Origin of the sequence: Alkalicoccobacillus murimartini (assembly GCF_030813245.1) — a bacterium.
Classification (GTDB): domain Bacteria; phylum Bacillota; class Bacilli; order Bacillales; family Bacillaceae_D; genus Alkalicoccobacillus; species Alkalicoccobacillus murimartini.
In genome coordinates, this window is sequence record NZ_JAUSUA010000003.1 from 410,819 (window position 1) to 428,000 (window position 17,182).

At 40.4% G+C, this 17,182-nt stretch carries 15 protein-coding genes; 9 read left to right on the forward strand and 6 right to left on the reverse strand.

Annotated features, from left to right (window positions below; translation table 11 throughout):
- Positions 1 to 79 precede the first annotated feature (79 nt).
- Genes J2S05_RS12795 through J2S05_RS12825 form a run of 7 tightly spaced genes read left to right on the forward strand, consistent with a single transcriptional unit; the run spans position 80 to position 5,864 of the window.
- Complete coding sequence (locus J2S05_RS12795; protein WP_306983374.1) at positions 80 to 2,491, forward strand: Na+/H+ antiporter subunit A; 2,412 nt, start codon at positions 80 to 82, stop codon at positions 2,489 to 2,491.
- Positions 2,478 to 2,903: a Na(+)/H(+) antiporter subunit B gene (locus J2S05_RS12800; protein WP_306983376.1), complete on the forward strand. Its 426-nt coding sequence runs from the start codon at positions 2,478 to 2,480 to the stop codon at positions 2,901 to 2,903. The genes J2S05_RS12795 and J2S05_RS12800 overlap by 14 nt, the downstream gene beginning before the upstream one ends.
- Positions 2,903 to 3,241 carry a Na(+)/H(+) antiporter subunit C gene (locus tag J2S05_RS12805; protein WP_306983378.1) on the forward strand — a complete coding sequence of 113 codons (339 nt, stop codon included), beginning with the start codon at positions 2,903 to 2,905 and terminating at the stop codon, positions 3,239 to 3,241. Before J2S05_RS12800 ends, J2S05_RS12805 begins: the two co-directional genes overlap by 1 nt.
- Positions 3,234 to 4,715 carry a Na+/H+ antiporter subunit D gene (locus J2S05_RS12810; RefSeq protein WP_306983380.1) on the forward strand — a complete coding sequence of 494 codons (1,482 nt, stop codon included), beginning with the start codon at positions 3,234 to 3,236 and terminating at the stop codon, positions 4,713 to 4,715. The genes J2S05_RS12805 and J2S05_RS12810 overlap by 8 nt, the downstream gene beginning before the upstream one ends.
- Positions 4,716 to 4,745: 30 nt before the next feature.
- Positions 4,746 to 5,222, forward strand: coding sequence for a Na+/H+ antiporter subunit E (locus J2S05_RS12815; protein WP_306983382.1), 477 nt, complete (start codon positions 4,746 to 4,748; stop codon positions 5,220 to 5,222).
- Positions 5,222 to 5,506, forward strand: coding sequence for a Na(+)/H(+) antiporter subunit F1 (locus tag J2S05_RS12820; RefSeq protein ID WP_306983385.1), 285 nt, complete (start codon positions 5,222 to 5,224; stop codon positions 5,504 to 5,506). Before J2S05_RS12815 ends, J2S05_RS12820 begins: the two co-directional genes overlap by 1 nt.
- Entirely contained in the window at positions 5,484 to 5,864 is a 381-nt protein-coding gene (locus tag J2S05_RS12825) for a Na+/H+ antiporter subunit G (protein WP_306983387.1), read from the forward strand. The genes J2S05_RS12820 and J2S05_RS12825 overlap by 23 nt, the downstream gene beginning before the upstream one ends.
- 45 nt (positions 5,865 to 5,909) lie before the next feature.
- On the opposite strand, the gene J2S05_RS12830 is transcribed toward J2S05_RS12825, so the two are convergent.
- Positions 5,910 to 6,719 (reverse strand): PRC-barrel domain-containing protein, encoded by an 810-nt coding sequence (locus tag J2S05_RS12830; RefSeq protein ID WP_306983388.1) that lies wholly within the window; start codon positions 6,717 to 6,719, stop codon positions 5,910 to 5,912.
- A 188-nt stretch (positions 6,720 to 6,907) separates the two neighbouring features.
- Here J2S05_RS12830 and J2S05_RS12835 point away from each other — a divergent pair, with 188 nt between their 5' ends.
- On the forward strand, positions 6,908 to 9,706 hold the full coding sequence (locus tag J2S05_RS12835) for a rhamnogalacturonan lyase family protein (protein ID WP_306983390.1): 2,799 nt from the start codon (positions 6,908 to 6,910) through the stop codon (positions 9,704 to 9,706).
- Between the two features lie 344 nt (positions 9,707 to 10,050).
- Here the strand turns inward: J2S05_RS12835 and J2S05_RS12840 are convergent, their stop codons facing one another.
- Genes J2S05_RS12840 through J2S05_RS12860 form a run of 5 tightly spaced genes read right to left on the reverse strand, consistent with a single transcriptional unit; the run spans position 10,051 to position 15,505 of the window.
- Positions 10,051 to 11,799: a glycoside hydrolase family 2 protein gene (locus J2S05_RS12840; protein WP_306983391.1), complete on the reverse strand. Its 1,749-nt coding sequence runs from the start codon at positions 11,797 to 11,799 to the stop codon at positions 10,051 to 10,053.
- 13 nt (positions 11,800 to 11,812) lie between these two features.
- Positions 11,813 to 12,463: a YesL family protein gene (locus J2S05_RS12845; protein WP_306983393.1), complete on the reverse strand. Its 651-nt coding sequence runs from the start codon at positions 12,461 to 12,463 to the stop codon at positions 11,813 to 11,815.
- 28 nt (positions 12,464 to 12,491) lie between these two features.
- On the reverse strand, positions 12,492 to 13,340 hold the full coding sequence (locus J2S05_RS12850; protein ID WP_306983395.1) for a carbohydrate ABC transporter permease: 849 nt from the start codon (positions 13,338 to 13,340) through the stop codon (positions 12,492 to 12,494).
- The gene (locus J2S05_RS12855) at positions 13,337 to 14,218 is read right to left on the reverse strand and encodes a carbohydrate ABC transporter permease (protein ID WP_306983397.1); all 882 of its coding nucleotides are present in this window, start codon (positions 14,216 to 14,218) and stop codon (positions 13,337 to 13,339) included. The genes J2S05_RS12850 and J2S05_RS12855 overlap by 4 nt, the downstream gene beginning before the upstream one ends.
- A gap of 27 nt (positions 14,219 to 14,245) precedes the next feature.
- Complete coding sequence (locus tag J2S05_RS12860) at positions 14,246 to 15,505, reverse strand: extracellular solute-binding protein (RefSeq protein ID WP_306983399.1); 1,260 nt, start codon at positions 15,503 to 15,505, stop codon at positions 14,246 to 14,248.
- 265 nt (positions 15,506 to 15,770) lie between these two features.
- On the opposite strand from J2S05_RS12860, the gene J2S05_RS12865 reads away from it, so the two are divergent.
- Positions 15,771 to 16,613, forward strand: coding sequence for an SDR family oxidoreductase (locus J2S05_RS12865; protein WP_306983401.1), 843 nt, complete (start codon positions 15,771 to 15,773; stop codon positions 16,611 to 16,613).
- The last annotated feature ends 569 nt before the right edge of the window (positions 16,614 to 17,182 follow it).

The following is a 17,182-nucleotide window of genomic DNA, read 5'->3' on the forward strand; positions in this document are numbered from 1 at the left end:
TTTTTGAAGAACTTGCTTAATAAAAACGTCAGTATCTGAACATTCAGGTGTCCTGGTCGAAAATCTAGGAGGTCATGCTTTGAGCTGGTTAAATTTCGCCATATTTTTACCGATTCTGTACGCTATTTTCATCCCTTTTTTCTATAAGAAAGTCCCAACAATACATACAGGTTGGTTTGTCTTTCCGATTCCACTTGTGCTATTCATTTATCTCACAACATCGATTCCAGGGATAGCAAATGGAGAGACATTTATGCACACGGTTTCGTGGATTCCGTCATTAGGTATAAACTTCACGACGTATCTCGATGGACTCAGTTTGATTTTGGCCTTACTGATTACCGGTGTAGGAACTCTTGTTATTTTTTATTCCGTTTTTTATCTCTCGATGAAGAGAGAGGCCCTTCATAACTTCTATATCTACTTGCTTTTATTTATGGGTGCGATGTTAGGTGTTGTATTGTCAGATAACTTAATGGTGCTCTATCTATTTTGGGAGCTAACAAGTGTATCTTCCTTCTTATTAATTGCGTTCTGGTATCAGCGTGACAAATCACGTTACGGTGCCCAAAAGTCAATGTTAATCACCGTGTTTGGTGGAATCTCGATGCTTGCGGGCTTTATTATGCTTCAGTCTATGACTGGAACATGGAGTGTGCGAGAGATTATCGGACAGGCGGGTACGCTTTCTGATTCATCGTTATTTATCCCCGCTATGCTTTTAGTTTTATTAGGTGCGTTTACGAAATCAGCACAATTCCCGTTCCACATTTGGTTACCGGACGCGATGGAAGCTCCAACTCCTGTTAGTGCGTATTTACACTCGGCGACGATGGTTAAAGCAGGTATTTATCTTGTTGCTCGATTCACGCCTGTGTTTGGTGGAGACGCAACTTGGTTCTGGGTGGTAAGTTCAGTTGGTTTGATCACCTTATTCTGGGGATCCTTTACTGCGGTGAGACAGACTGACTTAAAAGCATTACTTGCCTATTCAACGATTAGTCAACTCGGAATGATTATGAGTATGCTTGGAATTGGTTCAGCCGCTTTGTATTTTACTGAGGGCGGAGACAACTTTGAGATGTATTCAGTTGCTGTTTTAGCAGCTTTGTTTCATCTAATTAACCACTCTACCTTTAAGGGTGCACTCTTTATGGTAGTAGGAATAGTGGATCATGAGACAGGTACACGTGATATTCGAAAACTTGGTGGATTAATGACGATTATGCCGATTACGTTTACGTTTGCTGCGATTGGAAGCTTTGCAATGGCCGGTCTGCCTCCTTTTAATGGCTTCATAAGTAAGGAGATGTTCTTTACTGCGGTTCTTAATGCGTCAGAGCTTGGAATCTTTAATATGCAAACCCTAGGTGTTTTGTTCCCAGTTGTCGCATGGGTCGCTAGTGTATTCACATTTGTTTATTGTATGATTCTTGTCTTCCGAACGTTTACCGGAAAATACAAACCAGAGAAACTTGAGAAAAGTGCACATGAAGCGCCACTAGGTATGTTAATCCCACCTGGTATTCTCGTTTCGTTTGTTGTGGTTATCTTTTTCTTCCCACAAACGCTGGCAGATTACATTTTAAATCCAGCCGTGCAAGCGGTGATACCATTAGAAAATGGCAGTTATTACACGAGTATTTACGCGTGGCATGGTTGGGAACTAGAACTGTATATGACCATTGGGGTAGTTGTATTAGGTGGACTATTGTTCCTTTACTTGAAGAAGTGGGAGGGTGTGTATTCGCTCTTTCCGAAAGAATGGTCTTTCAACACGGTTTATAATGGGATTCTTTCAGGATCTGAAAAAGGTGCTGATAAAATCACTGGCACATATATGACAGGTTACCTACGTCATTATCTTGTTTACATTTTTATGTTCATGATAGTGGCTATTGGAGGGACAATCTTTGTTACCAACGGTTTTGTGATTGACATGTCAAATGATGCGCCAGTCAATGCGTATGAAATGATCTTACTCGGAATCATTGCAGTTGCTGCTGTATCCATCATTTTTGCAAAGTCCAGATTAACCGCAATTATTTTAAATGGTGTTCTGGGTTACATGATAGCGATCTTCTTTGTCATCTTTCGAGCACCTGACCTAGCTTTAACACAGCTAGTTATTGAAACGGTATCTGCGGCTCTGTTTTTACTGTGTTTCTTCTTCCTTCCTGAATGGAAGAAGGAGAACTCTACGAATAAGGTCAAAGGGTTCAACCTTGTCATTTCAATTGGTGTGGGTACGGTCATTACCCTCGTCACATTATCAATACAAGGTAATCGATTCTTTGACAGCATATCTAGTTATTTTGAGGATGCGTACGATTTGGCTGGAGGAAAGAATATTGTAAATGCCATTTTGGCTGACTTCCGTTCATTTGATACCATGCTTGAGATTCTAGTGTTATGTATTGCAGGTCTAGGAGTATACACACTTGTTAAATTAAAATCGTCAGAAGGAGATGATGAACGTGAAGGTGAATGATGTTATTTTACAAACAGTTAGTAAAGTCGCTACGTTTATCATCCTGACTTTCGGTGTGTATCTGTTTTTGGCTGGGCACCATGAGCCAGGAGGAGGATTCATAGGCGGGTTGGTCCTTGCATCCGCCTTGGTGCTCTTATACCTTGCATTTGATATTGAAACGGTAGCGAAGGGTATTCCAATTAACTATCGATTAATGGCTGGCATTGGCGTTTTAATCTCTGTTTGTACAGGGATCGGTGCACTGTTTTTTGGAACTAATTATTTGAATCAAGAGTTTGCATATTTTGATCTTCCGATATTTGGTGAGACAGAGCTAACGACAGTCACCATCTTTGAAATTGGCGTTTCATTAGCTGTAATCGGAACAGCATTAACAATTATTCTAAGCATAAGTGAGGATGTTGATTAATGGAGACACTTATGGCGTTATTGATTGGTTTATTATTTACGGTAGGAACATACATGGTGTTATCAAAAAACATCGTCCGGATTATTCTTGGCACAGCCATTTATTCACACGGCGCACATCTGTTGTTAATCACAATGGGTGGTTTAAAAGGGGGAGCAGCTCCTCTTCTTGATCAGGGGAATGACGTGTTTGTTGATTCACTTCCCCAAGCGTTGATTCTAACAGCCATTGTTATTAACTTTGGTGTAACAGCGTTTTTCTTAGTTCTGGCCTATAGAGGGTATAAGGAACTCGGAACGGACGATCTTTACAAGTTAAGGGGGAATAAAGATGAATAATCTTGTCATATTCCCGATGCTCATTCCAGTAGTTGCGGGACTTATCATGATTGTCTTTAGACATCAAATTACATTCCAGAGAGTATTAAGTATTATCTCTTCTATTGGGATAGCAGGTGTAACGGGGGCTCTCATTCATCAGGTATCAAATCACGGTATACAAACGATTCATCTTGGAGGCTGGGAGCCGCCATTTGGTATTGTATTTGTAGGCGATATGTTTGCACTTATCCTTGTATTTACAACAGCCCTAGTATCCATTGCTTGTCTCTTTTATGCATTTTCTTCAATTGGAAGTAAACGAGAGTCCTTTTACTTCTATGCATTTGTTCAATTCTTAATTGCAGGTGTCATTGGCTCATTTATGACAGGAGACTTGTTTAACTTATTTGTTTGTTTTGAGGTTATGTTACTTGCATCTTATGTATTAATCTCGCTTGGTGGAGAAAAAATTCAGTTACGAGAATCACTTAAGTACGTGCTTATTAATGTACTTTCTTCACTACTTTTCCTTGTTTCTGCAGGTTTCCTTTATGGAACGGTTGGAACACTAAATATGGCTCAGCTTGCTGAAAGAGTGGCAAGTGTAGAGCAAACAGGTATCCTTACGACCATTGCCATCCTATTCCTAATCGTGTTTGGCTTGAAGTCAGCTCTATTCTTATTCTTCTGGCTTCCAGGTTCTTACGGTGCCCCACCAACCGCAGTTGCGGCTTTGTTTGGAGCCTTGTTAACGAAAGTAGGAATCTACGCGTTGTTTAGAACCTTCACGCTTATATTCCCGCACGAACCAGGCATTACTCATACACTGCTTGGGATTATGGCAGGAGCGACCATGCTTCTCGGTGGGATTGGTGCGATTGCGTATCAAGATATAAAAAGGATTGTATCTTATAATGTCGTTGTGGCCGTAGGGTTCATCATTGCAGGTCTTGCTATCTTTTCGGCACCTGCTATTGAAGGGGCGATCTATTACTTGATTCACGATATGATCGCAAAAGCTTCGTTGTTCTTATTAGCAGGCACAGTGATCTATTTAACTGGGAATGCTTGGTTGAAGAATATCGGAGGATTAATTAGACATTTTCCAGTACTCGGCTGGACCTTCTTTCTTGTTGTACTAGCTTTAGCTGGAATTCCGCCACTAAGTGGATTTATCGGTAAAGTACTGGTGACTCAAGGAGCGATAATGGAAGGCTCTTACGTCTTAGCTGCTATCGCATTAGGTTCAAGTATTCTTGTTCTCTATTCTCTTCTTAAGATCTTTAAGAACTCATTCTGGGGTGAAACGGTGATGGGGAAAGAAGAGATGATGCCGCTCAAAAAAGGTATGTTGTTACCTTGCGTCTATCTTGCAGTACTCAGTATTGCACTGGGTCTTGGAATCGAAGGGATTTCGGGATATGTCACACAGGCTGCTGAGACACTGATGAATCCTTCTATCTATATTGATGCCGTACTTCATAATCAGTAAGCTAACATCTTAAAGAAAGAAGGTGAAGAATTGTCTGTTCAGTTGTTATTAAATATTCTTATTGCGTTGTTATGGGTATTTCTACAAGACTCATTTGAAATAACAAACTTTATTACAGGGTTCATTGTTGGGCTTAGTTTAATTTATATTATGAGACGGTTTTTTCCGACAGAATTTTATCTGAAAAAAGTTGTTTCGATTATCCATCTGCTCTACTTGTTTATTATGGAGTTGATCTTATCAAGTGTGCTCATGATCAAACAAATTCTTCGTCCAAGCCTGAATATTACTCCAGGAATATTCAGTTTTGAAACGGAGCTTGAAGGCGACCTAGAAATTACGGTTCTTGCCTTGTTATTGACACTGACACCAGGATCAGTCGTACTTGAAATTACAAAGGATAATAACACTTTTTATATTCACGCGATGGATATACCAGAATCACGAGATGCCGTAATGAAGGCAAAATCTACTTTTGAAAAAGCGATCATGGAGGTGACTAGGTAATGTTAGAGATTGTCGGATATATTGCTCTAATCTTTCTCTCCATATCGATCGTTATTGGGCTTTACAGAGTTGTGAAGGGTCCATCCATGCCAGATCGAGTCATTGCGCTTGATACAATTGGGATTAATCTCATCTCAGCTGTAGCAGTGATTTCAATCACACTTGATACAGGCGCATTCCTAGAAGTTATTTTGTTGCTTGGAATCTTATCCTTTATTACAACCGTAGCCTTTTCAAAATTTTTGGAGAGGGGTGTAGTCATTGAGCGTAAGCGGAACAGGTGAAATCATTGCAGCGGTTCTAATCTTAATTGGAACCTTAATGAGTGTCATCAGCGCATATGGATTAATTCGACTTCCTGATGTATACACTCGGTCTCACGCAGGGACAAAAAGTGCGACTCTTGGGGTGTTAAGTACATTAACCGGGACTTTTATCTTTTTCTGGTTAGTCAATGATTTTATTAGTGTGAGATTACTACTAGGTATTGTTTTTGTATTCTTAACCGCTCCTGTAGCGGGTCACCTCATTAGCCGTGCTGCGTATCATTCAGGTGTTCCGATGACGGAGACGAGTGTTCAGGATCAATTGAAGGAAGATCTCGAAGCAGAAGAAAAAAAACAATCAGGTGAAAAAGACTAAAAAAATAGACGATGAGAGCATGCTCTCATCGTCTATTTTTTAATTTTATGATGGATTTTCCCAATAAGTTTTACGATTATAATGGGAATAGAGCTCGGCTTCATGTTCTCTTGTGAAAGGCTCATGAAGTTCATAGTTAGGAGCTCGCTCTATCAGCTCTTTTTCAACATTGACGGTGATCGTTTTGTCCTGCCAAGAGATATCCGTGATCCATTCCGCTGCCAGTGGAACCGGTTCTCTTGTAAATACTCCGCCTACGTCAACAATAATATAGTTAATCGACCAATCATGTTCATTAAGCATAAAGTCGAGAACCTTACCTACCTCACCATTCTTTGCATGGATGGTATACCCACGTAAATCATTAATGCTTTGAAGGAAATTATGATTCGTCTGGTGGCTTAGAGCCTCACTTTCATACTCTCCTTGATCGGATTGAGGATTTGAAACAGGTGGAGGTATGATTAAGCCGGGTGCAGCTGGGTACGCTCCTGGTGTTCCCATGCCTGCTCCAACACCTCCGATGGGGGCTCCCCAATAATGTTTCCAGCCATAGTGATCACGTAACTCTGCTTCATACTGCCGTGATACAGGTTCATGTTCTGATGGTTTTGGACTATTTTTAATCTGCTCTTTTGTTTCATTTACATTGATGTGCTCTTTCTCCGCATCAATGGATGTGACAGCTTCGGGACTTAAAAGGACCTTGCCTCCGAAGAACCATGTACGAGTATCTCCTACAAAATAGCGAAGTGTAAATGTATTGGACTCAAAGTAGAGATCTGCAATTGAACCAAGCTCGCCGTCTGTCGCATTCATTGAAAAGCTCTCTAGCGTTTTTGCTTGTATGAACATTTTAATCTCCCTCTCGGTTTATGATTTATCTGTTTGTAGAGTATATAACCATTTTTTCGAGAAACGAAACACCTAACTTTATTTTCCAACTATATATTGGGAAAATTATATCCAACGTTTTCAAGGGACAAGCTGTGTTAAACTGAAAGATAATGTAAGCGCTTTATAAAATGAATGGGAGGGTTTTTATGCGAAAAATGAAAGGGAGAAGACTTCTCTGTGGCTTAATTGTTGCAGTATTGGTTTGTAGTAACATATCCGGACAAGCTGTGGCTGAGCAAGATCATAAGGAGTTAAGTATTTCTGAACTAACAGACACAAGCATTACAATTTCATGGGAAGAAATGAAAGACGCAGATTCTTATAATGTATATTGGGCAGACAAAGATACGGAACATATGGAATACAGATTACTTGATAATGTCTCAAGCACTACGTTCACCTACGATCGATCCACCCATATTCCTCATTACTTTAAGGTCGCTCCAGTCATTAATGGAGAAGAAGGAGAGTACTCAAATACGGTTCAGTCAGACATAAAGAAAGTGTTTGATACACAATTGGAAGACTTAGATCGAGGAGTGGTAGCTGTCTCAACTTCTGAAGGTGTGTTTTTAAGTTGGAGGTTGCTGAAGCAAGAGGTTGATGGGCATTCTGAATCTGGATTAACTGGAGTTGACTTTAATGTCTATCGTGATGGTAGCAAGATAGCTGAAGTGACAGACAGTACAAATTACTTAGATGAAGAAGGCACAGGTGACTCGGAATATACCATAAAAGCAGTGGATGAAGGAAAAGAGATAGATGAAAGTTCTTCTGTCACGCCATGGGCAGATGGCTATTATGATCTACCACTTCAAAAACCAGAAGATGGAGTAACGCCAGCTGGAGAAGCTTATACGTATCATGCGAATGATATGAGTGTAGGTGATGTTGATGGGGACGGACAATATGAGTATATCGTCAAATGGGATCCTTCTAACTCAAAAGATGTCTCTCAAAAAGGATATACAGGTAACACATATATTGATACGTACACATTTGAAGGGGAGTTACTGTATCGAATTGATCTAGGCGTAAATGTCCGTTCCGGAGCACACTATACTCAATTTCTAGTGTATGACTTTGATGGCGATGGCAAAGCTGAGATGATGTTCAAAACCGCGCCTGGTACAAAGATCATGACTTTTGATGAAAATGGAGAGGTGGAATCTGAAGACTATATCACGATGCCTGAAGAAGATGTTTCAAAAGGCTATAGTCATGAGGATGACTATCGGATGAGTTCTGATGATTATTATCAACATGTTGTTCAGATGTTTAAGGGATGGCATGAACATGAGGAAGTACTAGCAGGAAATTGGCCTGAAACGCTTGAAGAAAGCTTTGGAATAGAACCGCAGTATGAGTATCCACTGTCGAATGAGGATGCTGAAGCTTTGACGGATTATTTTATGGACGAATATGCTCCTTCACGTAGTGATCGAAATGATTTGAGGGATTTTGAAGGATTTATCGTGGATGGACCTGAGTACTTGACTGTGTTTGAAGGAGAGACAGGAAAAGAACTCGAAACCATCGATTATAAGCCAGGTAGAACAGATGATGGATTAATGTGGGGAGATTACGCTATGTCTCGCATTGAGCCAGGAAATCGAGTGGATCGCTTCTTGGGCGGGGTCGCTTATCTAGATGGTGAGAATCCTTACGCTGTTTTTGCCAGAGGTTATTACACACGCACAACACTTGTTTCGTATGATTGGGACGGGGAGAACTTGAATGAACATTGGTATGTCGACAGTGGCTGGACACCAATGACTAATCCTTTTAATGATGGACCACACGGGCGAGATGGAACCGATGAAGAGTTTGGTACGATTACAACACAAGGGGCACACTCCTTAAGTGTCGCAGATGTAGATGGGGATGGGAAACACGAGATCATCTATGGAGGTGCGACCATTGATCATGATGGTTCGTTACTTTATAGCTCATTTGATACGATGCCACCTGGAAGTGGTAACCCAGGAGAAGAAGCAAGATTAGGTCATGGAGATGCTTTGCACGTGGCTGATGTGAATCCAGATCGACCGGGTCTAGAAAGCTTTATGGTCTTTGAGGGTGGTCAATGGGCCCCTTATGGGTACGCCTTACGTGATGCTGAATCTGGAGACGTACTTTACGGAGGCTACACAGGTAGAGATACAGGTCGTGGCATGATCGGGGATGTGAATCCTGATCAACGTGGTTTAGAGACTTGGGCTGTAGGACTATGGACAGCAGATGGCGATAAACTAAGTGATCAAATGCCAGGAACCAACTTCAACATAAAGTGGTCAGGCGACTTAACAACGCAGATTGTAAACGGATCTAGAGATCAGACGCCATCGATTGATGACTGGCAGAATGGTCGCCTCCTAACGGCTGAGGGGACGAGAACAAACAACTATACAAAAGGAACCCCATCATTAGTAGCCGATATTTTTGGAGACTTTAGAGAAGAACTGTTAGTTCGAACAACAGATAGCTCAGCCATTCGAATCTATACAAGCACAGACATAACAGAGCATAAGCTTTATACGCTGATGCATGATACACAGTATCGTACAGGAATAGCGTGGCAGAATGTCACATACAATCAGCCATCCTATCCAAGCTTTTACTACGCATCAGATATGGACTTTGAATATGTACCAGTTCCAGTTGAGCAACTCAAAGAAGAAGAGCCATTAGTTCAGTTAGAATCCAGTTTAACAACCTACATGGAGTCTGGTGATGTAGTGGAGCCTCTAACTAAAGCATTGTTTAAAGACATTGATCGAGCTAAGATTCACGCCGAGAGTGGATCAGCGAAACAAGTGGTGAAGCTGATGGAGTCATTCAAGAAAGAACTGAATAAAGAGGAAAATGAGGCATATAGTACTCCAGAAGCAAGAGATCGCCTCAATTCTTTTGCAGATGACGTGAGTAAGAAGTATTCTGAGTAGATATGAGGCTGGGAGAGAATATTATAAAAACCGAAGCATTATGCTGTTTAACGAGCATGGTGCTTCGGTTTTTTTATCCAATCATAGTAAGAGAGTAGCTACCGCTCCGGACAGACACTCCGCACCCGCAGGGCGGCTGGTGAGCCTCCTTGTGCTGCCGCACTGCGATGTCTCACCCAGGCTTTTACTCCCATTGAAGTCTCCATGTATGTCCTACGCTAGTTTAAGCTGATCAGTAAGATGCGTTGAGTATCTTACAGGTTAGCAAAGCTTTACTGTAGATCTACCTTGATTTTGATTTTTTACTTTTTTATTGACTTAACTTAGTCCCAAACCCAATATGATTAGTTGATTTTCTGACCTTCAGTAATAAGCTTTAGTTGATCTATACTTGCTTTTGGTTTGCGATCATAGGTTAGAAGACCATTGATTTCTTGTTCAACATCCGTCAACTGAGTGTAGCAGAAACCTTTGATAAGTGGTGAGGTATAAAGGGCATCCACAACACTTTTGTAGGCGTTTAAGAACTCTTCCTCTGAATTCGCATTTGAATATCCCCAACCATCCCACTCACTTTGCTTATACGAAATTCCACCAAACTCACTAATAAGAATCGGCTCGTCCTGATAGGAATGTCCAGGTGCATAGATCGTTTTTCCAGCAGGTAAGAATGCAAGCGCAGAATCTATGGTTTCATACCTTTTTTCTAATATCTCTTGTGAGGATTCATAATCATGAATGGTGCATAAGTCAGATTGTGTATGCTCCCAGCCGTCATTCGAAAGAACAAGCCTGCTTTGATCCAAAGACTTGGTTAAATGGTACATTGTGAGGCTATGATTTCTTTGCTTAGTACTCGTTAAGAGGTCAGGAACTCCCCAGCTCTCATTAATCGGAACCCACGCAACGATGGATGGGTGATTGTAGTCTCTCTGTATGACTTCTTGCCACTCCTGTGTTATACGTTGGACGGCTTGGTCAGAGTAGGCATAACTATTAGCCATTTCTCCCCATACAAGTAAGCCTAATTGGTCTGCCCAATAATAATAAAGTGGATCTTCAACTTTTTGGTGCTTTCTCGCACCATTAAAGCCAAGCTCTTTTGTGTATTCGATGTCCTTTTTTAAATCGAGTTCAGATGGGGCTGTGAGAATGCCCTCAGGAAAATATCCTTGATCCAGAACTAATCTCATGTAATATGGCTTATTATTCAAGAAGATTTGTCCATTATGAACCGCTATCTTACGCATGCCAAAATAACTCTGAACACGATCGATCCTCTTTCCGTTCTCAAGTAGATCAATAGTTACATCAAAAAGATTAGGGTCCTCTGGGCTCCAGAGCCAGTTCTCATGGTTAATTCCTGAATGATTAAGATAGAATAGACGAGTTCCATGACCGTCAATTAAAGAAAGAGTATCCCTCGTAATGATGTTACCTTTAAAAGATATTTCTACATTAAGCTTTTGATCCAATTGTAAGGAGTCCACTCTGTAATCGAATTTGATCCGTTTATTGTCTATATCCGGTGTGAAGAAAATCTCTGAAAGAAAACTGCTTGAGACGGTTTCTAGCCACACCGTCTGCCAAATTCCAGTGGTTCTGGTGTAAAAGATATTCTCTGATTGTTCCTTCCAGTATTGCTTTCCACGAGGCTGATCAAGAGCGGTTGACGAATCAGAAGCATGAACAACAATTGTATTTTGACCAGACTGAAGGAAAGAAGTAATCTCACATTTAAACGGCGTGTGACCACCTCTATGATAAACAGCTCGTTCACCATTTACCCAAACCCAAGCTTCATAATCGACGGCTCCAAAATGAAGAATATAGCGAGAGTGGGTATCTAGCTTTAGCTCGAAGTGGCGTCTATACCATACAAAATCATGAAAGTCTGTCTCGCCAATACCACTTAATGAACTCTGATAACAGAAGGGAACGATAATGCGTTTGGAGAAGGTGTGGTCTTTATACCATTTTTCATTCAATCCGCGTGCGTCATCGTCATATTCAAATTCCCATTCACCATTTAGATTCAACCACTGATCTCTTTTGAAGTGAGGACGGGGATACTCTGGCCTAAGGTTAGTCATAATCAAACACTCCTTATGATTTAGCTTGAAGAGTTAGTGTGTTTATGTGCATTTTCCGACTCTCCAAACGCTTGATTGCGGTATTAAAAAGCTTCAAATTTGCATAAGCGAAAAGACTGCCTGAGAAAAAGATGCCTGCAGCTGGAATGAAAATCAAACCAACTCCTAGTAAGGTTGAAAGCACAAGAAATAGCAAAGAAAATGGAAGAAGCGGAATGGCAAGGGTCAACGCTTTTTTTAGAATGCCTAAGGTATTTCCCTTAAAATGCACAAAGACTGGTAGACAAAAAAGGATCATGAATGTGTACACAAATAGAAGGGTAGTCAATAAGGCAGAGATTATATACCCAATTGTTGTGCCTAGGTTTGAGAAGATCATTAAATCAATGATTAAAACGAATCCAATTATTAAGAGAAGGAACCCAAACTTATTTGCTGGGAAAAAAGAATTCTTATACTCATTCCAAAACATTGAGAATAGAGACATTTCCTGATCGGGCTCTTGAATCCACTTGCGGACAATTGAATACAAAGCTACAGTAGCTGGGAAAAACCCAACTATCCCTAGACCGATGAGGGTGAAAAAGATCCAGAGCACGTTAAGGTAAGCAAGCTTAGAGATATGGTCAAAAGATTGAAGAAGTGTACCTCTTACCCCATCCATAGTCATCACCTCGACTTATTTTTGAAATTCAGCCTTTAATTCCAGTGAAGCTAATTCCTTTGACAATATGTTTCTCAAAAAAGAGGAACGCAATAATTACAGGTATAGATGCAAGGGCATTTACAGTCATTGGAAGGATATAGCTCTCTGAATAATTGGAGTTATACATAGGAATCCCTACAGGTAAGGTATAGAGAGATTCAGAGATCGTAGCTAGATAGGGCCAAAGAAAGTTATTCCATGAGCCAATGAAGGTTAGGATACCAATAGCTGCTAAAGCAGGTCTGGCTAAAGGCAACACAATATTCCAGAACAACCTGACATCACTGCAACCATCAATTTGAGCGCTTTCTATTAATTCATTGGGAACTCCATCGAAGAAACTTTTTAAAATAATTACACCCAGAGGGGCTGCAATCATCGGTAGAATCAATCCACTATACGTATCTAATAGATTTAAGTCTCCAATAATCTCAAACAGGGGAATGATCATGGCTTCTCCCGGAACCATTAATCCAGCAATAAAGAATACAAATAAAGCACGGCGATACCGAAATTCCATTTTTGAAAGAGCAAAAGCAGCTAGAGATGTAAGCACTAGAGTCAGTATGGTGGTAATAATACCGATAATAAAGCTGTTCCATACCCAAAGAAAGATATCGCTTCCACCAATGATATCAAGGTAATTGACAAAGGTGTAAGGTGGCAAGAACCATTCAAAAGGAGTGGTAGCAGGCATACTCTCAGGCTTTAATGAAACAAAAAACATCCAAACAATTGGGAAGAGAAAAAGCAGAGCGACAGCAACAGCAAGTATAAGCTTTGGCACCTTCATTGGATCACGTTTTCTAGTTAATAGCGTCTCCTGCTGGCTCATATCATTCGTCCTCCTTTTCCACCTAATCTCAATTGAATGAGTGAAAGAATTAATAACACGATAAATAATAGATAGGACATAGCTGCGGCATAGCCTAGGTCATAACGCTCAAAGCCCATCTCATAGATATAGAGAATGATTGGGCGTGTGGATGTACCTGGTCCTCCACCGGTAATGAGGAGAATTTGACCAAAGACTTTAAAGGATGCAAGCACTTGAAGTAAAAGAATTACTCTTGTAATAGGTAAGAGTTGAGGAATTGTAATTTTCCAGAACATCATTGAACGAGTTGCACCATCTACCTCGGCAGCTTCATATAAGTCATCTGGTATATTCTGCAGGGAGGTCAGAAAGAGTATCATGTTAAAACCAACCGTCCACCAAAGAGTGACACCGATGATGCTAACCCATGCAAGAGAAGGCTCCGCCAGCCAGAATGGCTCAATGGTAAGACCAGTCGCTTGTAAAATGTTATTCACAACCCCTGTATAGGGTTGAAGCATAAAAATCGCTACGTAGGAAATGACAGAAACAGAAAGAATACTTGGAATAAAAAACGCCCCACGTATTAATGTTCGTAAGCGTGTGTTTAAGTTCGCAAGTAGTGCTAGGAATAGTGCTAGGATAACCATTGTTGGAGTCGAGAATAAAACAAATAATGAGGTGTTCCCGAATGCTTCCCAGAAATTCGGATCACTTAGTACATTTTTATAATGGGTTAAACCAACAAAGTCCTGCTTCTCAATTAACGTCCAATTAAAGAAACTCATTTGCATGCCTTTAAAAATGGGGTAAATCGTAAAAGCGAGATACGCTATAAGAAAAGGCAAAATAAATGGGATCGGACGAAGTTCATTTTTCCAAGAATTCTTATTCACCAAAGCACCTCCCGATATTGGATTGATTTAACGGATTGTCACTTCAAGATCATGGACCATCTTCTTAATCCCTTCTTCAGCTGTTAATCGGCCAGCCATAATTTCATCCAGACTTCTTGTCATGTCTGTTTCCGCGGCACTTTGATAGATGGTAGAGTCGGTAAAGACAATATAAGGTGAGATTGAAGAATAATCTGAACGATAAGGAAGCTCTTGAAAAGGCTCAGATTCAACTATTTCAGGTTTAGAAGGGATATGGCCTGCTTCTGCCCATTTAAGCCCGCTATCACTTACATATTTAATAAATTCCATCTTTGCTTGTTGTCTAGCATCAGTGGATTCTTCTTTGATTGGCATAATTAACGTGTGTGAACCACCTTGAGCAGCTTCAACATCAAACAGTTGAGGATAAGGTACAGCTGTAAAAGGAAGGTCTGCGTTTTCCCAAATTCCTGTTCCCCATACACCTGTCATCAGGCTAAAGGCATTTCCAGATTGAAATGTTTCATAGGGATCACTTAAGTGCATGGGAATAATATCTCCGAAAAAGCTATGAACATATTCAGCGGCCTCCACGGCTATGTCTTGATCAAGAGTAATTTCAGGATCAGTCAGATCATCAGAGAATATCGGCGTACCACCCATTTGAAAGTAAGTTGTCCACCACCAACGGTATACATCTAGTCCGCCAGTTGTAATTGCAATGCCTGTCTTATCAGGTAAGGCTTGCCTTGCTTTCATAAAGAAGTCTTTAAAACCTTCAGGAGTTTCTTCGATAATAGGTTGACCATTCTCATCTAACAAGTCAGCTTCTTCAGCAAGGTCGGTGTTCACATAGAGGATAAAAGGGTGGGAGTCAATGGGGACGGCATGATATTCTCCTTCGACTTCCATCGCATCCTTTAGGTTGTCATAGAAATCATTAAAGTCCATATCAACGTGGCCTGCCAAATCATTAAGAGGGGTTGTTAGACCTTGGTTTACAAGTTCGGGTACCGTTGCGGCGTGTGAGACAGCTACATCGGGTCCACGATTAGCTGCTACACTTGTTACCAGTTTTGTATAGTAATCATCAAAGTCTTGTAGAATAATATTTACATAGATTTCATCCTGACTTTCATTAAACTCTGAAACAATGTCTTGCATGTAACCAAGATCGCCACCACCGAATAAAACCCAGTAATCAAGATTGATCCGCCCATCACTAGTCGTTTGTGACGTCTTACTACAAGCTGCTAAGGTAATCAGAAACAAGCACAGAAGGAATAGCATAGCTTTTTTAACCATTATTCGGGCAACTCCTCTCAAATATCATCTAGGAAAGCGCTTACAAAAATAGTGTTAAAAAAACATTCATAAATATATTCGTATGAATTGGATATTATGCATAAGAAATCGTAATTTATACGTACCACTTTATCATTGGAAAATTCTGAAGTCAAACTGAAAAATAAATGAGATTAGATATTTTTTCATAAGAGATGTTCATGTTCTTTTTACCCTATTCACTATATTATAGACAGACAAGCAATAAGAGGGGGTTCGTTTTTATATGAGTCAAAAAGTAGCTATTGTAACAGGTGCTAATTCAGGGATGGGCCTAGCCACATCAGTCGACATCGCTAATACAGGCGTTCATGTGATTATGCTTTGTCGGAATGAACAACGAGGGAAAGAAGCAGTTGAGAAAGCTGAGAAACAACTAACAAACGGATCTGTAGAATTGCAGCTATGTGATTTAGCCTCTTTAGAGGATATTCGTTCCTACGCAGAAGGCTTCAACCATTCACAGCAGCAGTTAGATATTATTGTCGCTAATGCCGGAGTGGTAGCCACAAAACGACAAGAGACTAAAGATGGCTATGAATCGATGCTAGGAGTTAATCATCTTGGCCATTTTCTTCTTATTAACTTATTACTTGAACGACTCATTCATTCCTCAGATGGTCGAATCGTCATTGTATCCTCAGGTGCACATAAGTGGGGCAAGCTTGATTTTAATAATCTTCAATTAACATCTGGATATAATGTCATGAAAGGATATGGACAATCCAAGCTTGCAAATGTCCTATTCGCAAGAAAGCTTGCTAAACAACTAAAAGGTACAAATGTATCGGTGAACTCACTTCATCCTGGCGCAGTAGCTACTAACTTGGGTGTTGATAGAGATACAGGCTTTGGCAAAGCTATTCATCGAGTTCTTAAACCATTTTTCCTCACACCAGAGCAAGGTTCTAGAACAGCTGTTTACCTTGCAACGAACCCTAATTTGAAGGGAAAGTCAGGGGAGTATTACATCAAAGAAAAACCAGCAGCTATTTCTAAGAGAGCAGCGGACGATGCACTTGCTGAGAAGCTATGGAATTGGAGTAGAGAAGAAACCGGCATTAAGTGAGTATGAACCATCAAGAGAAATGGGTGCGGAAGCAAGGCGGAACGATATAGGTCAAGAAGTTGAGGACGTTATCAAGAAAGAATGAGATGAAACCAAGAAAGGTCAAGAAAGACCAAGAGCTGAAGGACATGACCAAGACCTAAGCTGGTTTTATTAAAGAAAAGCGGACTTATTGACCTTATTTTGTTTCGAGGTTTTATCAAGAGAGATGAAGATTTAACAAGACGAAAAGGATGTTACCAAGAGAGACCAACGTAACACCAACACCGGTTAGAGGTTAACCAAAAGGAAGAACATGTTACTAAGAAAGATCAGCACCACTGCGAGACGGTTCAATGCATGTCCAAGAGCTGAAAGGCGTTACAAAGACCTAAGCTATGTTAATCAAGAGGAGAGCATATTTTAGCAAGATGATGAATGATAAAACGATAATAAAGGCGAAATAGACAGGGAGCTGCACCTGACTCATTTCGTCTTTTTTGTATAGATTTTTCGCTATTTAATTAACATAAATTCACTAATTTATTTATTTTTGAGATATAATGGGTGGCGTAGAACGTGTTAAAAAG

Excerpts from the sequence above, each read along its gene's own strand:
- J2S05_RS12820 (WP_306983385.1), top strand. The coding sequence starts at position 5,222 with ATGTTAGAGATTGTCGGATATATTGCTCTAATCTTTCTCTCCATATCG.
- J2S05_RS12865 (WP_306983401.1), top strand. The coding sequence starts at position 15,771 with ATGAGTCAAAAAGTAGCTATTGTAACAGGTGCTAATTCAGGGATGGGC.
- J2S05_RS12830 (WP_306983388.1), bottom strand. The coding sequence starts at position 6,719 with ATGTTCATACAAGCAAAAACGCTAGAGAGCTTTTCAATGAATGCGACA.
- J2S05_RS12845 (WP_306983393.1), bottom strand. The coding sequence starts at position 12,463 with ATGGATGGGGTAAGAGGTACACTTCTTCAATCTTTTGACCATATCTCT.
- J2S05_RS12805 (WP_306983378.1), top strand. The coding sequence starts at position 2,903 with ATGGAGACACTTATGGCGTTATTGATTGGTTTATTATTTACGGTAGGA.
- J2S05_RS12850 (WP_306983395.1), bottom strand. The coding sequence starts at position 13,340 with ATGAGCCAGCAGGAGACGCTATTAACTAGAAAACGTGATCCAATGAAG.
- J2S05_RS12860 (WP_306983399.1), bottom strand. The coding sequence starts at position 15,505 with ATGGTTAAAAAAGCTATGCTATTCCTTCTGTGCTTGTTTCTGATTACC.
- J2S05_RS12840 (WP_306983391.1), bottom strand. The coding sequence starts at position 11,799 with ATGACTAACCTTAGGCCAGAGTATCCCCGTCCTCACTTCAAAAGAGAT.
- J2S05_RS12810 (WP_306983380.1), top strand. The coding sequence starts at position 3,234 with ATGAATAATCTTGTCATATTCCCGATGCTCATTCCAGTAGTTGCGGGA.
- J2S05_RS12835 (WP_306983390.1), top strand. The coding sequence starts at position 6,908 with ATGCGAAAAATGAAAGGGAGAAGACTTCTCTGTGGCTTAATTGTTGCA.